This window comes from Micromonospora sp. NPDC005707 (assembly GCF_040631005.1).
Taxonomy (GTDB): Bacteria; Actinomycetota; Actinomycetes; order Mycobacteriales; family Micromonosporaceae; genus Micromonospora.
In genome coordinates this window covers 1-20,874 of record NZ_JBEXYR010000030.1, presented here as the reverse complement: position 1 = coordinate 20,874, position 20,874 = coordinate 1, and the positions used below count along the sequence as shown (strand labels likewise).

The following is a 20,874-nucleotide window of genomic DNA, read 5'->3' as shown; positions in this document are numbered from 1 at the left end:
TCGCGGCGGTCGGTGATCAGAGTTCGTTGTCGATGAAGGCGAAGAGGTCGTCGTCGCTGGCCGTGGCGAGCTGCTCCGCCACCGCCTCCGGCGCGTCCGGGCCCGGTGCGTCCGCCTCCTCGAGCCGGGCGAGCAGGTGCTGCAACCGGGCGGCCAGCCGGCCCCGGGACTCCCCGTCGGCGGTGAGGTCGCCGAGCCGGCTCTCGGCCTGCTCCAGCTCCACCAGCAGCGCGTCGACCGGCGACGCCTCGGCCGGCGCGAGCTGCTGGCGCAGGTACTCGGCCAGCACGTCGGTCGTGGGGTAGTCGAAGACCACCGTGGCGGGCAGCCGCAGCCCGGTCGCTCCGTTGAGGCGGTTGCGCAGCTCCACCGCGGTCAGCGAGTCGAAGCCCAGTTCCTTGAACGCCCGGCCGTCGTCGATCCCGTCCGGGGAGGCGTGGCCCAGCACCGTGGCCACCTGCGCGCGGACCAGCCCGCGTAGCTGCTCGTGCTGTTCCTCCCGGGACGACCCGGCCAGCCGCCGGCCCCAGCCGTCGGCGCCGTCCCCGGCCGGCACCTGCCCCCCGGCGGCCGCCCGCCGCGCCGGGGCGCGGACCAGGCCGCGCAGGATCGCCGGCAGCGCCTCGGGGTCGGCGCCCAGCGCGCGCACGTCAAGACGGGTCGGCACGACATGCGGCAGGGCCAGGGCGCGGGCGGCGTCGAACAGCGCCAGTCCCAGCTCGGTGGGGATCGGGCTGACCCCGGCGCGGGCCATCCGCACCAGGTCGGCCTCGCCGAGGTGGTCGGTCATCGTGCTGGTCTGCGCCCAGAGGCCCCAGCCCAGAGCGGTGGCCGGCAGGCCCTGCCCGTGCCGCCGCACGGCGAGCGCGTCGAGGAAGGCGTTGGCCGCCGCGTAGCTGCCCTGCCCGGGGGTGCCGAGGGTGCCGGCGGCCGACGAGAAGAGGACGAACTCGGCGAGGTCCAGCCCGCTGGTCAGCTCGTGCAGGTGCCACGCCGCGTCCACCTTCGGACGCAGCACCGCGTCGACCCGCTCCGGGGTGAGCGCGGCGATGACGCCGTCGTCGATGACTCCGGCGGCGTGCACCACCATGGTCAGCGGATGCTCGGCCGGCACCCGGTCCAGCAGGGCGGCCAGCGCGTCCCGATCGGCGGCGTCGCACGCCGCCACGGTCACCCGGGCGCCCAGCGCGGTCAGCTCCGCCCGCAGCTCCTCCGCCCCCGGTGCGGCCGCCCCGGTACGGCTGGTCAGCAGCAGGTTCCTCATTCCGTGCCCGGTGACCAGGTGCCGGGCCAGGTGCCCGCCGAGAACGCCGGTGCCGCCGGTGATCAGGACGGTGCCGGCCGGGTCCGCCTGCGGCGGCATGCTCAGCACGACCTTGCCGACGTGCTGGGCCGTGCTCAGGTAGCGCAGCGCCTCCGGCGCCCGGCGGATGTCCCAGACGGTCACCGGCGGCGGCCGCAGCGCGCCGCTCTCGAAGAGCGCGGCGAGCGTGGCCAGCATCTCCTGCACCCGGTCCGGGCCCGGGTCCATGATGTCGAACGCCTGGTAGAGGACGCCCGGGTGGGTGGCGGCGACGTCGCCGGCCGGGCGGATGTCGGTCTTGCCCATCTCGATGAACCGCCCACCCTCGCCGAGCAGCCGCAGCGACGCGTCAACGAACTCGTGGGCGAGGGCGTTGAGGACCACGTCCACTCCGCGGCCGCCGGTGGCCGCCCGGATCCGCTCCTCGAAGTCGAGGGTCCGGCTGGAGGCGATGTGCCGCTCGTCCAGGCCCTGCTCGCGCAGCGCCGGCCACTTCGGCGGGCTCGCCGTGCCGTAGACCTCGACCCCCCAGTGCCGGGCCAGTTGCAGGGCGGCCATGCCGACCCCGCCGGAGGCCGCGTGCAGCAGCAGCGTCTCGCCGGGCTGGATCCGGGCCAGGTCGGCGAGCCCGTGGTACGCGGTCAGGAACACCACCGGCACCGCTGCCGCCTCGACGAACGACCAGCCGGAGGGCATCCGCGCGATCAGCCGGTGGTCGGCCAGCGCCAGCGGACCGATGCCACTGATCATGAGGCCCATCACCCGGTCGCCGACGGCCACCGTGGTGACGTCCGGCGCCACCTCGACCACCACACCGGACGCCTCACCCATCACCGGGCGGGAGTCGGTGGTGACCATGCCCAGCGCCAGCAACGCGTCCCGGAAGTTCAGGCCGGCGGCCCGCACGGCGACGCGTACCTGGCCGGGTGCGAGGGGCTGCCCGGCCTCGTCGTGCGGCACCACGGCGAGGCTGTCCAGCGTGCCGGACCCGGTGAGGACCAGCCGCCACAGCTCGTCGGGCAGGGCGAGCATGCCCTCGGTGCCGGCGTGCGTCAGCCGCGCCGCGTGGACGGCGCCCCGGCGGATGGCGAGCTGCGGCTCGCCGGTGGCCAGCGCTGCGGGCAGCGCCGGTGCGGACGCCTCGTGCCCGTCGAGGTCGACCAGGACCAACCGGTCCGGGTTCTCCGCCTGCGCCGTCTTCAGCAGGCCCCACACCGCCGCCCCGGCCAGGGCCGCGGCGGTGTCGCCGGGCCGGGCCGCCACCGCGTCCCGGGTCAGTACCACGAGCCGCGACCCGGCCAGCTCCGGGCGGCCCAGCCACGCCCGGACCAGGTCCAGGGACCGGTGGGTCGCGGTCCGGGCCAGGTCGGCGCCGGCCGGGCCGTCCGCGTCCGCGGTCACCAGCACCGCCTCGGGTACGCCGGCGCCGCCGGCCAGCGCGGTGGCCAGGGCCTCCAGATCCGGGTACGCCTCGACGGGCACCCCGAGTCCGGGCGGCACGGCCCCCAGCGCGGCCCACCGCGGGCCGGTGACCTCGGGCAGGTCGGTGACCGGCGCCCAGTCGAGCCGGAACAGGCTCTCCCGGACGGCACGGTCGCCGCCGAGGTGTCCGGCGGGCAGGGGCCGGACGGTGAGGGCGTCGACGGTGACGACGGGCGCGCCGGTGGGGTCGGTGGCGTGCAGCCGGAGGGTGTCGTCGCCGGTCGCTTCGAGCCGGACCCGCAGGTGCCGGGCGCCGGTGGCGTGCAGGGTGACCCCGGCCCAGGCGAACGGGAGCCGGATGCCGTCAGCGCCGCCGGCGAGGGCCATCGGGTGCAGGGCGGCGTCGAGCAGCGCCGGATGGACGCCGTGGCCACCGGCGGCCACCTCGTCGGGCAGGTGGACGTCGGCGTGCAGGGTGTCGCCGTCGCGCCAGACCGCCTTGACGCCCTGGAACGCCGGGCCGTAGTGCAGGCCGGTGGCGGCCAGGGTGTCGTAGAGGGTGTCGGTGGCGATCGGGGTGGCGCCGGGTGGCGGCCAGGCGGTGGGGTCGTCGCCGGCCGGGGTGGGCCCGCCGGTGGTGAGGGTGCCGGTGGCGTGCCGCGTCCAGGTCTCGTCGTGGGCGGGCCGGGTGTGGATGGTGAGTGTGCGACGCCCGTCCCGGTCGGGTCCGACCTCGACGTGCAGTTGCAGGTCGCTGTCGGTGTCGAGGGTGAGCGGAGCCTCGATGGTGAGGTCGTCGAGGTGCGGGTGTCCGGTGTGGTGGCCGGCGTGCAGGGCGAGGTCGACGTAGGCGGTGCCGGGTAGGAGGACGGTGCCGGTGACGGTGTGGTCGCCGATCCAGGGTTGCCGGTCGAGGGTGAGCCGGCCGGTGAACAGGTGTCCCTGCTGGTCGGGCAGTTCGATGGCGGCGGCGAGCAGTGGGTGGCCGGTCGCGTCCTGGCCGAGGTCGGCGGCGTCGCTGATGGTGGCGGGTGCGTGCAGCCAGTAGCGCTGCCGTTGGAACGCGTAGGTGGGTAGGTCGACCGCCGGGACCGCGGTGGGCAGCAGCGGCTGCCAGTCCACCGGGAGGCCGTGGGTGTGTGCGGTGGCCAGGGCGGTGGTGAGTTGGCCGGTGGTGTCGCGGCGCATGCTGGGCAGGGCGATGATGTCGCGCTGGTCGGCGGTGTCCTCGATGGGTTGGATGAGGACGGGGTGGGGGCTGACCTCGATGAAGGTGGCGTAGCCGTCGCGGAGGAGGGCTTCGGTGGCCGTCTGGAATCGGACCGGGTGGCGCAGGTTGTCGTACCAGTAGTCGGTGGTGAGGCTGTCGGTGTCGATGCGGTCGCCGGTGTAGGTGGAGTAGAAGGCGACGTCGGTGGGGGTGGGGGTGATGCCGTCGAGGGCGGCGAGGATCTCCTCGCGCAACGCCTCCACGTGGGGGGTGTGGGAGGCGTAGCCGACCGGCAGGACGCGGGCAGGGATCTCCTGCTCCTTGCAATGGGCGACTGCTGCGGCGACGGCGTCGGGGTTGCCGGCGATCACGGTGGCGTTGGGTCCGTTGACGGTGGCGATGTGCGCCCGTCCGTCGAAGGCAGCCAGGAGTTCGGTGACCTGGTCGGCGGGGAGGGCGAGGGAGGCCATGTCACCTTGGCCGATGAGTGCCCGCAGGGCTTTGGCGCGCAGGGCGACGATCTTCGCGGCGTCGTCGAGGGTGAGTGCCCCGGCGGCGTGCGCGGCCGCGATCTCGCCCTGGGAGTGGCCAATCACGGCGTCGGGGATGATCCCGTGGTGCCGCCATACGGCGGCCAGCCCGGTCATGACGGCGAACAGGACGGGTTGGACCACGTCCACCCGGGTCAACCAGTCCGGGTCGTCGTCATCCAGCACCTCACGCAGGTCCCAGTCGACGTGCGGACGCAGCGCCTCGGCGCAGGCTTCCAGGTGGGCCGCGAAGACCGGGCTCTGAGCGGCGAGTTCGCGGCCCATGCCGAGCCATTGGCCGCCCTGGCCGGGGAAGACGAACACGGTCCGGCCGGTGTGCGCGGTGGTGTGCTGAAGCAGGGCCGGGTGCGGCCGGTCCTCGGCGAGCGCGCGCAGCGCCGCCATCTGCTCGGCGCCGGGCAGGACCGCCGCCCGCTGGGGGAACGCCGCGCGCCCGGTGACCAGCGCCGCCGCGACCGCGGCCGGCTCGACCTCGGGGTGCCCCTGCGCGTACGCCATCAGGCGGGCGGCCTGGTCGCGGAGCGCGGCCTGGGTCTTCGCGGAGAGCAGCCACGGCAGCGGCACGGCGGGTGACGGCTGGTCGGGCTCGGCGCCGGCCGGCGTCCCGACCGCGACTGCGCCCGCCACCACCGGGCCAGACCCGGACGGTGCCGGCCCGCCGGCCGGGGCCTGCTCGATGATGAGGTGTGCGTTGGTGCCGCTGATGCCGAAGGAGGAGACGCCGGCGCGGCGGGGCCGGTCGGTGTCGGGCCAGGGTTGGGCTTCGGTGAGCAGGGCGACGGCGCCGGCGTCCCAGTCGATGTGGGAGCTGGGTGTGTCGACGTGCAGCGTCCGGGGCAGGACGCCGTGGCGGATGGCCTGGACCATCTTGATGATCCCGGCGACGCCCGCGGCGGCCTGGGTGTGCCCGATGTTCGACTTGATCGACCCGAGCCAGAGCGGCTCGTGGCGCTTCTGCCCGTAGGTGGCCAGCAACGCCTGAGCTTCGATCGGGTCGCCCAGGGCCGTGCCGGTGCCGTGTGCTTCGACGGCGTCGACGTCGGTGGGGGCGAGGCGGGCGTTGGCCAGGGCCTGGTGGATGACGCGTTGCTGGGCGGGTCCGTTGGGGGCGGTCAGCCCGTTGCTGGCGCCGTCCTGGTTGACGGCGGAGCCGCGGATGACGGCGAGGACGTGGTGGCCGTTGCGTCGGGCGTCGGAGAGGCGTTCCAGCAGGATCAGTCCGGCGCCCTCGCCCCAGCCGGTGCCGTCGGCGGTGTCCGCGAAGGACTTGCAGCGGCCGTCGGCCGACAGGCCCCGCTGGCGGGCGAACTCGACGAACGTGCCCGGGGTGGCCATGACGGTGACGCCGCCGGCCAGCGCCAGGGTGCACTCCCCGTTTCGCAGGGACTGGATCGCCAGGTGGGCGGCGACCAGGGACGAGGAGCAGGCCGTGTCCAGGGTGACCGCCGGCCCCTGCAGCCCGAGGGTGTACGCCAGGCGGCCGGAGGCGACACTGCCGGCGCTGCCGTTGCCGAGATAGCCCTCGAAGCCCTCCGGCACCTGCTGGAACCGGGTCGCGTAGTCGTTGTACATGACGCCGGTGAAGACGCCGGTGGCGGACGCGCGCAGGCCGTCGGGGTCGATGCCCGCCCGTTCCAGGGCTTCCCAGGCGGTTTCGAGGAGGAGTCGCTGTTGGGGGTCGGTGGCGGCGGCTTCGCGGGGGCTGATGCCGAAGAAGTCGTTGTCGAACTCGTCGGCGTGGTGCAGGAACCCGCCGTGCCGCGCGTACGTGGTGCCGGGGTGGTCCGGGTCGGGATGGTAGAGCCGGTCGAGGTGCCAGCCACGGTTGGTGGGGAACCCGCTGATCGCGTCCGTGCCGTCGGAGACCAGCCGCCAGAGTTCGTCTGGAGTGGTCACGCCGCCGGGGTAGCGGCAGGCCATCCCGATGATGGCGATCGGCTCGTCGGCGGCGAGGCCCGCCGCGGCGGCGCGGGTGGCCGCCCCGTCCCCGGCGGGCCGGAGCTGCGCGTGCAGATGCCCGGCGAGGGCTTCGGCGGTCGGGTGGTTGAAGACCAGGGTGGCGGGCAGCCGCAGGCCGGTGGCGGTGGCGAGCCGGTTGCGCAGGTTCACGGCGGTGAGTGAGTCGAAGCCCAGGTCCCGGAACGTCCGCCGTGGGTCGACGGCGTCGGCGTCGGCGTGGCCGAGCACGGCGGCGATCTCGTCGCGGACCAGGTGGAGCAGCAGGCGTTCCTGCTCGGCGTGGGTGAGCGTGGCGAGCCGGTCCGCCAGCCCCCGGCCGCCGGCCGGGGCGTCCGCCGCCGTACGCCGCGCGACCTCGGGGTTGAGCAGGCGTAGGGCGGTGGGGGTGAGTTTGGCGGGGATGAGGGTGGGGTGGCCGGTGTGCAGGGCGGTGTCGAGCAGTCGTAGGGCTTCGTGGGTGGGCAGGGGGAGGATGCCGGCGCGGGTTATCCGGGTCTGGTCGGTGGTGTCGAGGGTGGCGGTGATGTCGCTGGTGTGGGCCCAGAGTCCCCAGGCGAGGCTGGTGGCGGGTAGGCCTGCGGTGTGGCGGTGGTGGGCGAGGGCGTCGAGGTAGGTGTTGGCGGCGGCGTAGTTGGCTTGTCCGGGGCTGCCGAGGGTGCCGGCGGCGGAGGAGTAGAGGACGAACGCGGCGAGGTCGAGGTCGAGGGTGGCGCGGTGGAGGTGCCAGGCGGCGTCGACTTTGGGTCGGAGGACGGTGTGGACCTGTTCGGGGGTGAGGGTGGTGAGGGTGGCGTCGTCGGTGGTGCCGGCGGTGTGGAACACGGCGGTGAGGGGGTGTTCGGCGGGGATGCCGGCGATGAGTGAGTTCACGGCGTCGGGGTCGGTGGTGTCGCAGGCGGTGATGGTGACGGTGGCGCCGTGCGCCTCCAGGTCGCCGACGAGCCTTGCCGCTCCGGGGGCGTCCGGGCCGCGGCGGCTGGCGAGCAGGAGGTGCCGGGTGCGGCCGGTGGTGGTGAGGTGTTCGGCGAGCAGGGCGCCGAGGGTGCCGGTCCCACCGGTGATCAGGACCGTTCCCTCCGGGTCCAGCTCGGGGACCGGGTGCTCCGCCGTCGTGGTGACGCGGGAAACCCGGGGCGCCAGCAGCCCACCGTCCCGGATCGCCAGCTGCGGCAGGCCCGTGGCGGCCGCGGCCGCGACCAGCTCCTCCCCGGCGGCGTCGGCGTCGACCAGCACGATCCGGTCCGGGTTCTCCGCCTGCGCCGAGCGGACCAGCCCCCACAGCGCGGCGGTGGGCAGGTCGACGTCCTCGCCGGCCCGCGTCGCCACCGCGCCACGGGTCAACACGACCAGGCGGCCGGCGGCGAACCGGTCGTCGGCGAGCCACTCCCGCAGGGCCGTGGCGGCCCGCTCGGCGAGATCGTGGGTCGCGGCGACCACGTCCCCGTCCCCGGCCGGCTCGACCCGAACCACCACGAGCTCCGCCCCGTCCTCGGCGGCACCCGCTGCGAGGCCGGCCAGGTCCACGGCGGCCGGCAGCGGGCCGTCGGCCCGACCACCCGGTACGGCCACCCAGACGACCCGGTGCAGGTCCCGGCTGCCGCCGGAGCCGCCGATCACGGCCGGGCGGACGGTCAACGCCTCGACGGTGACCACCTCCGCCCCGGCCGGGTCCGTGGCGGTCAGCCGGACCGTGTCCGTACCGGCGGCGCTCACCCGGACCCGCAACGTGGCGGCATCGGTGGCGTGCAGGGCGACCCCGGTCCACGCGAACGGCAGGCGTACGCCGTCCCCCACGAGCAGGAGGGCGAGCGGGTGCAGGGCGGCGTCGAGCAGGGCCGGGTGGATGCCGTACCCCCGGGTGCTCACCTGCTCCGGCAGCACCACCTCGGCGTGGACGGTGTCCCCGTCCCGCCACGCGGCGCGTACCCCCTGGAAGGTGGGCCCGTAGTCGACGCCCGCGTCGGCGAACGCCGCGTACAGGGCGTCCACGTCGACCGGCTCCCCGGCCGGCGGCCACACGGCGGCCGGCGAGCCCGCGGCCGGTGCGGTACGGGACAGGACGCCGGACGCGTGGAGGGTCCACTCGCCGTCCGGGTCGTCCTGCGCCCGCGACCGGATGCTCACCGGTCGCCGGTGGCCGTCCGCCGCACCCAGTTCCACCTGGAGGTGCCGGGTGGTGTCCGGGTCGAGGGTGAGGGGCGCCTCGATGGTGAGGTCGTCCAGGTGGGGGTGTCCGGTGTGGTGGCCGGCGTGCAGGGCGAGGTCGACGTACGCGGTGCCGGGCAGCAGGGTGGTGCCGGCGATGGTGTGGTCGGCCAGCCAGGGGTGGGTGTGTGGGGACAGCCGTCCGGTGAAGAGGTGTCCCTGGTCGTGGGGAAGTTCGATGGCCGCGCCGAGAAGCGGGTGTCCGCTGCTCCGCAGGCCGAGGTCCTCGGCGTCGCTGACCGCGGATTCGGCGTGGAGCCAGTAGCGCCGGTGCTGCCAGGGATAGGTGGGCAACGGGACCGGCGGGACCGGGGTGGCGGGCAGCAGGGGCGCCCAGTCGACGGTCAGGCCGCTGGTGTGGGCGGTGGCGAGGGCGGTGAGCAGTGTGGTGGTGCCGTCGTGTCCGCGCTGCTGGGTGGGGATGGTGGTGATGTCGGTGAGGGTTTCCTGGGTGAGGGTGGTGAGGGTGGCGTCGGGTCCGACTTCGATGTAGTGGGTGACGCCGAGGCTGTGCAGGGTTTCGGTGCCGGTGGTGTAGGACACCGTTTCGCGGATGTGTCGGGTCCAGTAGTCGGGGTCGGCGAGTTGTTCGTCGGTGGCGAGGTGTCCGGTCAGGTTGGACACGATGGGGATGGTGGCCGGCCGGTAGGTGACCTGGGCTGCGGCGGTCCGGAAGTCGTCGAGGATCGGGTCGGTGTGTGCGGAGTGGAAGGCGTGGGCGACGTGCAGCTTCCGCGCTCGCACCCCGTCCGCGGCCAGCTGGGCGGCGATGGTGTCGATGGTGTCGGTGTTGCCGGCGAGGACGAGTGAGGTGGGGCTGTTGTGCCCGGCCAGGCTCACGTCGGGGTGGGCTTCCAGGATCGGTTGGATGCGGTCCAGGGGTGCGGTGACGGCGAGCATCGCGCCGGCGGGCATGGTGTGCATGAGTCGGGCGCGGGTGGCGACGAGCTGGGCGGCGTCGTCAAGGTCGAGGACGCCGGCGATGTGGGCGGCGGTGAGTTCGCCGATGGAGTGCCCGATGAGGTGGTCCGGTCGGACGCCGAAGCTGTCGAGGAGCCGGACCATGGCGACCTCGGCCGCGAAGAGGGCCGGCTGGGTGTAGAGCGTCTGCCCGAGCAAGTCGGTGTGCTCGCCGCACATGACCTCCCTCAGGGGGTGGTCCAGGTGCGGGTCCACCGCGGCGCAGACCTCGTCGAGGGCGGCGGCGTAGACGGGGAAGCGTGTGTAGAGGTCGGTGGTCATGCCGGGGTGTTGGGCGCCCTGACCGGTGAACAGGAACGCCACCTTCCCGACCGTCCCGGCCGCGCCGGTTACCAGCGCCGGGCGCGACTCACCGGCCGCGAGCGCCCGCACCGTCGCGGCCAGCTCGCCGTCCGCCGCGTCGAGCGCCGGCACGAACGCCGCCCGGTGGGCGAGGAACGCCCGGCCCGTCGCGAGGGTCCGGGCCACTGCCGCCCGGTCCAGGGCCGGGTCCGCCTCGACCAGCTCGGCCAGCCGTCCCGCCTGAGCGCGCAGCGCCGCCGGACTCTTCGCCGACAGCAGCCACGGCAGCGGCGCCACCGGCTCGCCCGCCGGCACGGCCGACCGCGCCGGCGCCTCCTCCAGGATCAGGTGGGCGTTCGTGCCGCTGATGCCGAACGATGACACCCCGGCCCGGCGCGGCCGGTCCGCGCGTGCCGGCCAGGGCTGGGCCTCGGCCAGGAGCGCGACCGCGCCCGCCGCCCAGTCGACATGCCGGCTGGGCGCGTGGGCGTGCAGCGTCGGTGGCAGCTCGCCGTGCCGCAGCGCCTGGACCATCTTGATGATCCCGGCGACGCCGGCCGCGGCCTGGGTGTGCCCGATGTTGGACTTGATCGAACCGAGCCACAACGGCTCGTCGCGGTCCTGCCCGTAGGTGGCGAGCAGGGCCTGGGCCTCGATGGGATCACCGAGGGTCGTACCCGTGCCGTGTGCCTCGACGGCGTCGACGTCGGTGGGGGTGAGGCGGGCGTTGGCCAGGGCCTGGCGGATGACCCGCTGCTGCGACGGCCCGTTGGGGGCGGTCAGTCCGTTGCTGGCGCCGTCCTGGTTCACCGCCGACCCGCGGATGACCGCGAGCACCGGGTGGCCGTGGCGGCGGGCGTCCGAGAGCCGTTCCAGCACCAGCAGGCCGGCGCCCTCGCTCCAGCCCGTGCCGTCGGCGGTGTCCGCGAAGGACTTGCACCGGCCGTCGGGGGCGAGCCCCCGCTGGCGGGCGAACTCGACGAAGGTGGTGGGCGTGGCCATCACCGTGGCCCCGCCGGCCAGGGCCAGTCCGCACTCGCCGTTGCGCAGCGCCTGAATGGCGAGATGGGTGGCGACCAGCGACGACGAGCAGGCGGTGTCCACGGTCACCGCGGGGCCTTCCAGCGCCAGGGTGTACGCGAGCCGCCCGGAGGCGATGCTCGGCGCGCTTCCGTTGCTGAGGTGACCCTCGTAGCCGTCCGGGATGTGGTGCTGCAACCGGGTGGCGTAGTCGTTGTACATGATCCCGGTGAACACGCCCGTGTCACTGTGCCGCAGCCCGTGCGGGTTGATCCCCGCCGACTCCAGGGCCTCCCAGGCGGTCTCCAGCAGCAGCCGGTGCTGCGGGTCCGTGGCCGTGGCCTCGCGCGGGCTGACGTCGAAGAAGTCGGCGTCGAAGGCGTCGGCGTCGTGCAGGAAGCCGCCGTGGCGGGTGTAGGTGGTGCCGGGGTGGTCGGGGTCGGGGTGGTGCAGGCGGTCGAGGTGCCAGCCGCGGTTGGTGGGGAACTCGCTGATGGCGTCGACCCCGCCGGCGACGAGCTGCCACAGCTGCTCGGGGGAGGCGACCCCGCCCGGATAGCGGCAGGCCATCCCGACGATGGCGATCGGTTCGTCCACGGCGGCCGCGGTGGCGATGGCCCGGCCGGCGGTGGGCCCGGCAGTGGGGTCGAGCTGCGCCAGCAGGTGGGTGGCGAGGGCCTCGGCGGTGGGGTGGTCGAAGATCAGGGTGGCGGGTAGCCGCAGGCCGGTGGCCGCGGTGAGCCGGTTGCGCAGGTCCACGGCGGTGAGCGAGTCGAACCCGAGGTCCTTGAACGCCCGCTGCGGCGCCACACTCCCGGCGCCGGAGTGACCCAGCACGGTGGCGATCTCGACCCGGACCAGGTCCAGCACCAGTCGCAGCCGCTCCGCCGGCCCGAGCCCGGCCAGCCGACCGGCCAGCCCCTGCGCGGCGGCGGCGGTGGCGGCGTTGCGCCGTCCGGCGGCCGGGGACAGCCCGTACAGCCCGCTCAGGGTGAGGTTCGCCGCGACCACGGCGGGTCGCCGCTGGTCGAGCGCCACGTCGAGCAGGGCGAACGCCTCGTCGGCGGCCAGCGGGCGCAGGCCGCCCCGCCCGATGCGGGCCTGGTCACCCCGGCCCAGACCGGCGGCCATCCCGCTCTCCTGCGCCCACAACCCCCAGGCCAGGGACGTGGCCGGCAGCCCCTGCGCGGCGCGGTGCCACGCCAGAGCGTCGAGGAACGCGTTCGCGGCGGCGTAGTTGCCCTGACCCGGGCTGCCCAGCGTCCCGGCGACCGAGGAATACAGCACGAACGCCGCGAGCGGCAGGTCCCGGGTGGCCCGGTGCAGATGCCACGCACCGTCCACCTTGGGCCGCAACACCGCGTGCAGCTGGTCCGACGTGAGGGTGTGCAGCGCCGCGTCGTCGACCACCCCGGCGGTGTGGAAGACGGCCGTGAGCGGGTGCCGGGTCGGGATCCCGGCGATCAGGGCGGCCACCGCGTCCGGGTCGGTGACGTCGCACGCCGCGACGGTCACCTCGGCGCCCGCCTCGGCCAGCCGGTCGAGCAGGTCACCGGCGCCGTCGCCGCCACGCCGGCTGACCAGGAGCAGCCGCCGGGCGCGGCCGGCGCGTACCAGATGCTCGGCCAGCGTCCCGCCCAGCGCGCCGGTGCCGCCGGTGATGAGCACCGTGCCGTCCGGATCGAACGATGGTGCCGGCGGGGCGGCCGGCGGGGCGAGCCGGGTCAGGTGCGGGGCCAGCAGGTCGCCGTCGCGGACGGCGAGCTGCGGTTGCCTGGCGGCGACCGCCCCGCCGATCCGCTCGTCGCGGACGTCGTCGGCGTCGACCAGCAGGAACCGGTCCGGGTGCTCGGCCTGGGCGCTGCGGACCAGGCCCCAGAGCCCCGCCCCGGCCAGGTCGGTCACCTCGTCCTCGGCCCGCGCCGCCACCGCGCCGCTGGTCACCACGACCAGGCGGGCTGCGGCGAACCGGTCGTCGGCGAGCCACCGCCGGAGCAGCCCGAGGGTCTCCTCGACCCGCTGGTGGGTCGCGGCCACCTGCTCGTCGCCGCCGGCCGTGGCGCGCAGCAGCACCGTCTCCGGCACCGGCCGCTCGTCCGCGTCGAGCAGTGCGCCCAGCTCGGCGGGGGAGAGCAGGTCGCCCGCCGGCGCGGAAACCCCCGACGGTACGGGGCTCCAGGCCACCCCGAGCAGCTGGCCGGCCCGGGCGCCGGTGAGCTGCTCCGGTACGGCCCGCACGGTCAGCGCCGCCACCGTCACCACCGCAGCGCCGGCCGGGTCGGTGGCGGTGAGACGCACCGTGTCCGGGTCGACCCGGTGGAAGTCCACCCGCAGCGTCCGGGCGCCGGTGGCGTGCAGGGCGACCCCGGTCCACGCGAACGGCAGCCGCATCCGGTCGTCGCCGGTGAGGGCGATCGGGTGCAGCGCGGCGTCGAGCAGGGCGGGGTGCACGCCGTACCCGGCGGGGTCCACCTCCTCGGGGAGGGTGACCTCGGCGTACAGGTGGTCGTCGGCGCGCCAGGCGGCGTGCAGGCCGCGGAAGCTCGGCCCGTACGCGGCGCCGGCGTCGTGCAGCCCGTCGTAGAAGTCGGCCAGGCCGACCGGGGTGGCCCCGTCCGGCGGCCACTGCGTCGCACCCGCGGTGGCCGCCGGCCCGACGGGGTGGAGGGTGCCGGTGGCGTGCCGGGTCCACGGGCCGTCCGACCCGGCGGGCCGGGAGTGCACGCTGACCGACCGCGCCGGGCCGGCCGGCGTCACCTCCACCTGGAGGTCCAGCGCGCCCTGCCCGGGCAGGGCGAGCGGCGCCTCGATGGTCAACTCGTCCAGGTACGGGTGTCCGGTGTGGTGCCCGGCGTGCAGGGCGAGGTCGACGAACGCGGTGCCGGGGAGCAGCGCCGTGCCGACGATGACGTGCTCGGCCAGCCAGGGGTGGGTGGCGGTGGAGATCCGGCCGGTGAACAGGTGGGTGTCCTGGTGGGCCAGGGTGAGGGCCGCCCCGAGCAGCGGATGCCCGGCGCCCGCCAGGCCCAGGTCGCCCGGCTCGGTCAGGGTGGTCCCGTGGTGCAGCCAGTACCGCTGGTGCTGGAACGGGTAGGTGGGCAGCGGGACCGGTGGGACCGGGCCGGCGGGGAGCAGGGGCGCCCAGTCGACGTCGATGCCGCTGGTGTGGGCGGTGGCCAGGGCGGTGAGCAGCGTCGTGGTGCCGTCCTGTTTGCGCTGCTGGGTGGCGATGGCGGTGATGCCGGTGAGGGTTTCCTGGGTGAGGGTGCTCAGTGTCGGGTCGGGTCCGACTTCGATGTAGTGGGTGACACCCAGGCTGTGCAGGGTCTCGGTGCCGGCGGCGTAGGACACCGTCTCGCGGATGTGCCGCGTCCAGTAGTCGGGGTCGGACAGTTGCTCGTGGGTGGCGAGTTGTCCGGTCAGGTTGGACACGATGGGCAGCGCCGCCGGCCGGTAGGTGACCTGGGCTGCGGCGGTCCGGAAGTCATCGAGGATCGGGTCGGTGTGTGCGGAGTGGAAGGCGTGGGTGACATGCAGCTTCCGGGCCCGGATGCCGTCGGCGGTGAGGCTTGCGGCGATGGTGTCGATGGCGTCGGTGCTGCCGGCGAGGACGAGTGAGGTGGGGCTGTTGTGCCCGGCCAGGCTCACGTCGGGGTGGGCTTCCAGGATCGGTTCGATCCGGTCCAGGGGTGCGGTGACGGCGAGCATCGCGCCGGCGGGCATGGCGTGCATGAGCCGGGCCCGGGTGGTGACCAGTCGCGCGGCGTCGTCAAGGTCGAGGACTCCGGCGACGTGGGCGGCGGTGAGTTCGCCGATGGAGTGCCCGATGAGGTGGTCGGGTCGGACGCCGAAGCTGTCGAGGAGCCGGACCATGGCGGTCTCGGCGGCGAACAGGGCCGGCTGGGTGTAGAGCGTCTGCCCGAGCAGGTCGGTGGACGCGCCGCACATGACTTCCCGCAGCGGGTGGTCCAGGTGCGGGTCCAGGGCGGCGCAGACCTCGTCCAGAGCGGCGGCGTAGACCGGGAAGCGGGCGTAGAGGTCGGCGGTCATGCCGGGGTGCTGGGCGCCCTGGCCAGTGAACAGGAACGCCACCTTGCCGTCGCGCACCGACCCCTGTACCAGGGTCGGGTGGGAGCCGCCGGTGGCCAGGGCGTGCAGGGCGGCGATCAGGTCCGCCGTGGTGTGCGGCTCACCGTCCGGGCCGTCCACCGGCGGGACGATCGCCGCCCGGTGGTCGAACGCGGCCCGGCTGGTCGCCAGCGCGTGGGCGACCTGGGCCGGAGTCAGGTCCGGTCGCTCGTCCAGCAACTCCGCCAGCCGGGCCGCCTGGTCGCGCACCGCCGCCGGGGTCCGCGCCGACAGCAGCCACGGCATGGGTGCGGGCGCCTCGACCGGCGCCGGGGCCGCCGTCTCCGGCGCCTCCTCGATGATCAGGTGGGCGTTGGTGCCGCTGATGCCGAACGACGACACCCCGGCCCGGCGCGGCCGGTCCACCCGGCGCGGCCACGGCCGCGGCTCGGTCAGCAGCGCCACCGACCCGAGCTCCCAGTCGACCCGGCTGCTGGGCGTGGCGGCGTGCAGGCTGCGCGGCAGCAGGTCGTGTTCCAGGGACAGGACGAGTTTGATGATGCCGGCGACGCCGGCCGCGGCCTGGGTGTGGCCGATGTTCGACTTGATCGACCCCAGCCACAGCGGCTCCTCGCGCTCCTGCCCGTACGTGGCGAGCAGCGCGTGCGCCTCGATCGGGTCGCCGAGGACGGTGCCGGTGCCGTGCGCCTCCACCGCGTCCACCTCGGCCGGCGAGAGCCGGGCGGCCGTCAGGGCCTGCCGGATCACCCGCTGTTGGGCGGGCCCGTTCGGCGCGGTCAGCCCGTTGCTGGCCCCGTCCTGGTTCACGGCCGAACCGCGGATCACCGCGAGCACCCGGTGCCCGTTGCGGCGCGCGTCGGAGAGTTTCTCCAGCACCACGAGCCCGGCGCCCTCGCCCCAGCCGGTGCCGTCCGCCTCCGTCGAGAAGGACTTGCACCGCCCGTCGGTGGCCAGGCCCCGCTGCCGGGCGAACTCCACGAAGATCTTCGGGGTGGCCATGATGGTCGCCCCGCCGACCAGGGCCAGCGAGCACTCGCCGTCGTGCAGCGCGCGGATCGCCAGGTGCGCCGCCACGAGCGAGGAGGAGCAGGCCGTGTCGATGGTGATCGCCGGGCCCTGCAACCCGAGCGCGTACGCGATCCGGCCCGACGCCACGCTGGTGGTGTTGCCGGTCAGCAGGTAGCCGGCCAGGTCGGCCGGGGGTGCCAGGGTCGCCGGGGCGTACTCCTGGGCGACCACGCCGGTGAACACCCCGGTCACGCTGCCCCGCACCGACGACGGGTCGATGCCGGCGTGCTCCAGGGCCTCCCACGCGGTCTCCAGCAGGAGCCGCTGCTGAGGGTCGGTGGCCAGGGCCTCCCGCGGGCTGATCTGAAAGAAGTCGGCGTCGAACCGGTCGGCGCCGGAGAGGAAACCGCCGTGCCGGGTGTACGTGGTGCCCGGCCGGTCCGGGTCGGGCGAGTAGAGGGTGTCCAGGTGCCAACCCCGGTCGGTGGGGAAGTCGCCCATGGCGTCGGTGCCGTCGGCGAGCAGCCGCCACAGCTGCTCCGGGCTGTCCGCGCCGGGGAACCGGCAGGCCATGCCGACGATGGCGATCGGCTCGTCGGCGCCGGCCGGGCCGGTGAGCGTCGCGAGCGGTCCGGCCGGCTCGGCCCCGGCCAGCAGGGTGGCCAGGTGCTGGGCGAGCGCGGCCGGCGTCGGGTGGTCGAAGGCGAGGGTGGTGGGCAGCCGCAGCCCGGTCACGGTGGCCAGCCGGTTGCGCAGCTCCACGGCGGTCAGCGACTCGAAGCCGAGGTCCTTGAACGGCTGCGCCGCGCCGATCTCCGCGGGGTCGCCGTGCCCGAGCACCACGGCGATCTCGGCGCGTACCACCTCCAGCAGCGCCTGCCGGCGGCCCGCCGGGTCCAGACCGGCCAGCCGCCGGCCCAGGTCGTCGCTGCCGGCGAGGGCCGGCCCGGCCGGGGCGTCGGCGGCCGGGACCAGCGGGCGCAGCAGGTCCGGCAGGTCACCCCGGCCGGCCTGCTCGCGCAGCGCCGGCACGTTCCACAGCGTCGCCACCACCTGCGGCAGGCCGCTGTCCAGCGCCGCGTCGAGCATGGCGAGACCCTGGTCGTCGGGGAGGGGCAGCAGCCCCGACGCGGCGATCCGGGCGTGCTCCTCCGCGCCGAGGTGTCCGGTCATGCCGCTGGCCCGGGCCCAGAAGCCCCACGCCACGCTCGTGCCGGGCAGGCCGAGGGCGCGGCGACGGCGGGCCAGGGCGTCCAGGAAGCTGTTCGCCGCCGAGTAGTTGGCCTGACCGGCGCCGCCGAGGGTGCCGGCGATCGACGAGTAGACGACGAAGGCGTCCAGCTCCAGACCGGCGGTCGCCTCGTGCAGGTGCCAGGCCGCGTCGACCTTGGGGCGCAGCACGGCGTCGACCTGCTCGGTGGTCAGCGTGTGGACCGCCGCGTCGCGCAGCACGCCGGCGGTGTGGAAGACCGCGGCGAGCCGCCGCTCCCGGGACGCCTCGGCGACCAGCGCCCGCACCGCCTCGCCGTCGGCGGTGTCGCAGCCGACCACGCGTACGCCGGTTGCGCCGGCCGCCATCAGCCGGCCGACCAGCTCCTCCGCCCCGGGAGCCTCGGCGCCCCGGCGGCTGGCCAGCACCAGGTGCCGGGCCCGCCCGGTGGCCACCAGGTGTTCGGCGAGCAGCCCGCCGAGGGTGCCGGTGCCGCCGGTGATCAGCACCGCGCCGTCCGGGTCGATCCCGGTCGGCGCGCCGGTGGGCGTGACCCGTTCGATCCGGGGCAGGAGCATCCGGCCCTCGCGCAACACCAGCTGCGCCGCGCCGGACTCCACGGCCACGCTGAGCAGATCCCCGCTCGCCGGCGTGCCGTCGGTGTCGACCACCACGAACCGGTCCGGGTGCTCGGTCTGCGCCGACCGCAGCGCACCCCAGACGGCCGCGCCGGCCAGGTCCGCCACGTTCTCCCCGTCGTGCGCGCCGACCGCGCCGCGGGTCAGCACCACCAGCCGGGTGCCGGCCAGGTCGGCGTTGCGGCACCAGGCGCCGACGACCCGGACCACCTCGGCCACCACGGCGTGGGTGGCGGCCACCGGGTCACCGTCCGCGCGGGGCGTCCAGATCACCACGTCGGGCGCGTTCCAGGGGGCGGTCAGCACCTCCTCGACCTCACCGGTCGAGAAGACCTCCACGTCGTACGCCGCGGCGCGGTCGACGGACTCCGCCTCCACCCAGACGAGCCGGTGTACGGGCGGCGCGCCCAGCGCGGCGGTGTTCAGCGGGCGGGTGTGCACCGCCGCCACGGTCAGCACCGGGCTGCCGTCGGCCGCGGTGAGCTGGAGTGCGGTGCGGCTGCCCTCGGTGCGGGCGGTGCTGCGCAGGCTGCCGCCCGCGGCGCCGTGCAGGGTCACCCCGGTGAAGCTGAACGGGATGTCGATGGTGCTGCCGGCGGCCGGCGTGCTCGTCGTCGCCGCCGAATGGATCGCCGTGTCGAGCACGGCCGGGTGGATGGCGTACCCGGCCGGATCCAGGTCGGCGTGCCGGGTCAGCTCGGCGTACACGGTCCCGGTCCCGCCGTGCCAGGCCCGGCCGATGTTGCGGAACGCCGGGCCGTAGTCCAGTCCCGTGTCGCGCAGCGCCAGGTAGAACGGCGCGGTGTCGTACGCCTCGGCGCCGGCCGGCGGCCAGCCCGACGGGGGCGCGACCGGCGCGACTGCGGCCGCGCCGAGGGTGCCGGTGGCGTGCGCGGTCCACACCCCGTCCGGCTCATTTTCCGGCCGGGTGCTGATGGTGATGGTCCGCCGGCCGGCCCGGTCGGCCGGCTGCACGTGGATCTGCAGGTGGACCGGCACGTCCGGGTCGAGGGTGACCGGTGTCTGGATGGTCAGTTCCTCGACGTGCCGGTGGTCGGTCCGCGCGGCGGTGTGCAGGGCCAGTTCGAGCAGCGCGGCGCCGGGCAGGACGGCCCGCCCGTTGATGGTGTGCTGGGCGATCCAGCGGTGCTCCCCGACGGTGATCCGGCCGCTCGCCAGGTACGTCCCGTCCGGCGTGGCGACGGCCGCGCTGACCAGCGGGTGACTCGTGGAGGCCAGGCCGTGCAGGGTCGGCGCGCTGCCGCGCGGCGAGCCGGTCAGCCAGAAGCGCTGGTGCTGGAAGGGGTAGGTGGGCAGCGGCAGGTGGGTGGCGGGCGCCGGGAGGTGCCAGTTGACGGTGAGGCCGCGGGTGTGGGCGGTGGCGAGGGCGTGCAGGAATTGGCGGTGGCTGTCGTGGTCGCGTTTGAGGGTGGGGATGGTGTGGGGCTCGTCGATGCCGTCCCAGGTGTCGAAGGTTTGTTGGAGGGTGGGGGTGAGGATCGGGTGGGGGGTGGCTTCGATGTAGGTGAGGTGTCCGTCGGTGAGCAGCGCTTCGGTGGCGGTGTGCAGGCGCACCGGTTGGCGGAGGTTGTCGTACCAGTAGTCGGCGGTGAGTTCGGTGGTGTCGAGTGGGCGGCCGGTGACGGTGGAGTAGAAGGCGGTCTGCGAGGGCCGGGGTGCGATGGTGTCGAGTTCGGTGAGGAGGGTGTCGCGCAGGGGTTCGATGTGGGGGGTGTGGGAGGCGTAGTTGACGGCGATGAGGCGGGCGCGCACGTCGCGGGCTTGGAGGGTGTTGACGAGGGTCTGCACTTGGGTGGTGTTGCCGGCGATGACGGTGGTGGTGGGGCTGTTGTGGGCGGCGATGTGTAGGTCGTTGTGTTCGGTGAGCAGGGGGGTGACCTGGTGGGCGGGTAGGGGGATGGAGGCCATGGTGCCGGTGCCGTGCAGGGTGGTGATGTGGGTGGCGCGGGTGGCGGTGATGGTGATGGCGTCTTGGAGGGTTAGGGCGCCGGCGTGGTAGGCGGCGGCGATTTCGCCTTGGGAGTGGCCGAGGACGGCGTCGGGGGTGATGCCGTGGTGGTGCCAGAGGGCGGCGAGGCCGGTCATGACGGCGAAGAGGGTGATCTGGGTGGTGTCGTCGCGGTCCAGCGGCGCCCCGCTGGTCAGGGTTTCCTCGATGGACCAGTTGAGCCCGTGGGTGGTGAGGGCGGTGTCGCAGGCGTGGATGTGGGCGGCGAAGACGGGGTGGGTGAGCAGTTCATTCGCCATGGCGGGGTGTTGGGAGCCCTGGCCGGCGAAGATGAGGGCGATGCGGCCGGGGTCGGTGGCGTGGCCGGTGACGACGTCGGGGTGGGGTTGGTCGCTCGCGAGGTGTTGGAGTGCGTCGGCGGCGTGGGCGGGCGAGTCGGTGATGATGACGGCGCGGTGGTCGAGGTGGGCGCGCTGACTCGCCAGGGCGCCGGCGAGGTCGGTCAGCGCGGTGTCGGGGTGGGCGGTCAGGTGCGTGGCGAGGCGGCCGGCCTGGTCGCGTAGCGCGGCGGCGGTCTTGCCGGACAGCAGCAGCGGCACCGGCGTGCCGCCCTCGGCCGTGCCGCAAGCGGCCGTGCCGCAAGCGGCCGTGCCGGCCGGTGGGAGGTCCTGTGCGGCCTCGGCTGCGCCCACGGTCGCGGTTCCGCTCGTGGTTGTGGCCGTGGTGCCGTTCGTGGTGTCGGTTCCGCGGGAACCTGCGGCGTGAGCGGGGGCACCGGTCCCGGGCGCCGTGTTGTCTGCCGGGGGTGATTCGAGGATGAGGTGGGCGTTGGTGCCGGAGAGGCCGAAGGAGGAGATGGCGGCGCGGCGGGGCCGGTCGGGGTGTGCGGGCCAGGGCCGGGCGTCGGTGAGTAGCGCGACGCGTGCGGTGTCCCAGTTGACGTGGCTGCTGGGGGTGTCGACGTGCAGGGTTTTCGGGAGCTGGCCGTGGTGTAGGGCTTGGATCATTTTGATGATGGCGGCGACGC

General features: G+C 75.0%; 1 protein-coding gene. It reads right to left on the bottom strand.

Translation table 11 applies throughout. The annotated features are described in order from the left end of the window. Nucleotides 1-16: 16 nt before the first annotated feature. The gene (locus tag ABZ452_RS31900; protein ID WP_357951013.1) at nucleotides 17-20,854 is read right to left on the bottom strand and encodes an SDR family NAD(P)-dependent oxidoreductase; all 20,838 of its coding nucleotides are present in this window, start codon (nucleotides 20,852-20,854) and stop codon (nucleotides 17-19) included. Nucleotides 20,855-20,874: the final 20 nt, after the last annotated feature.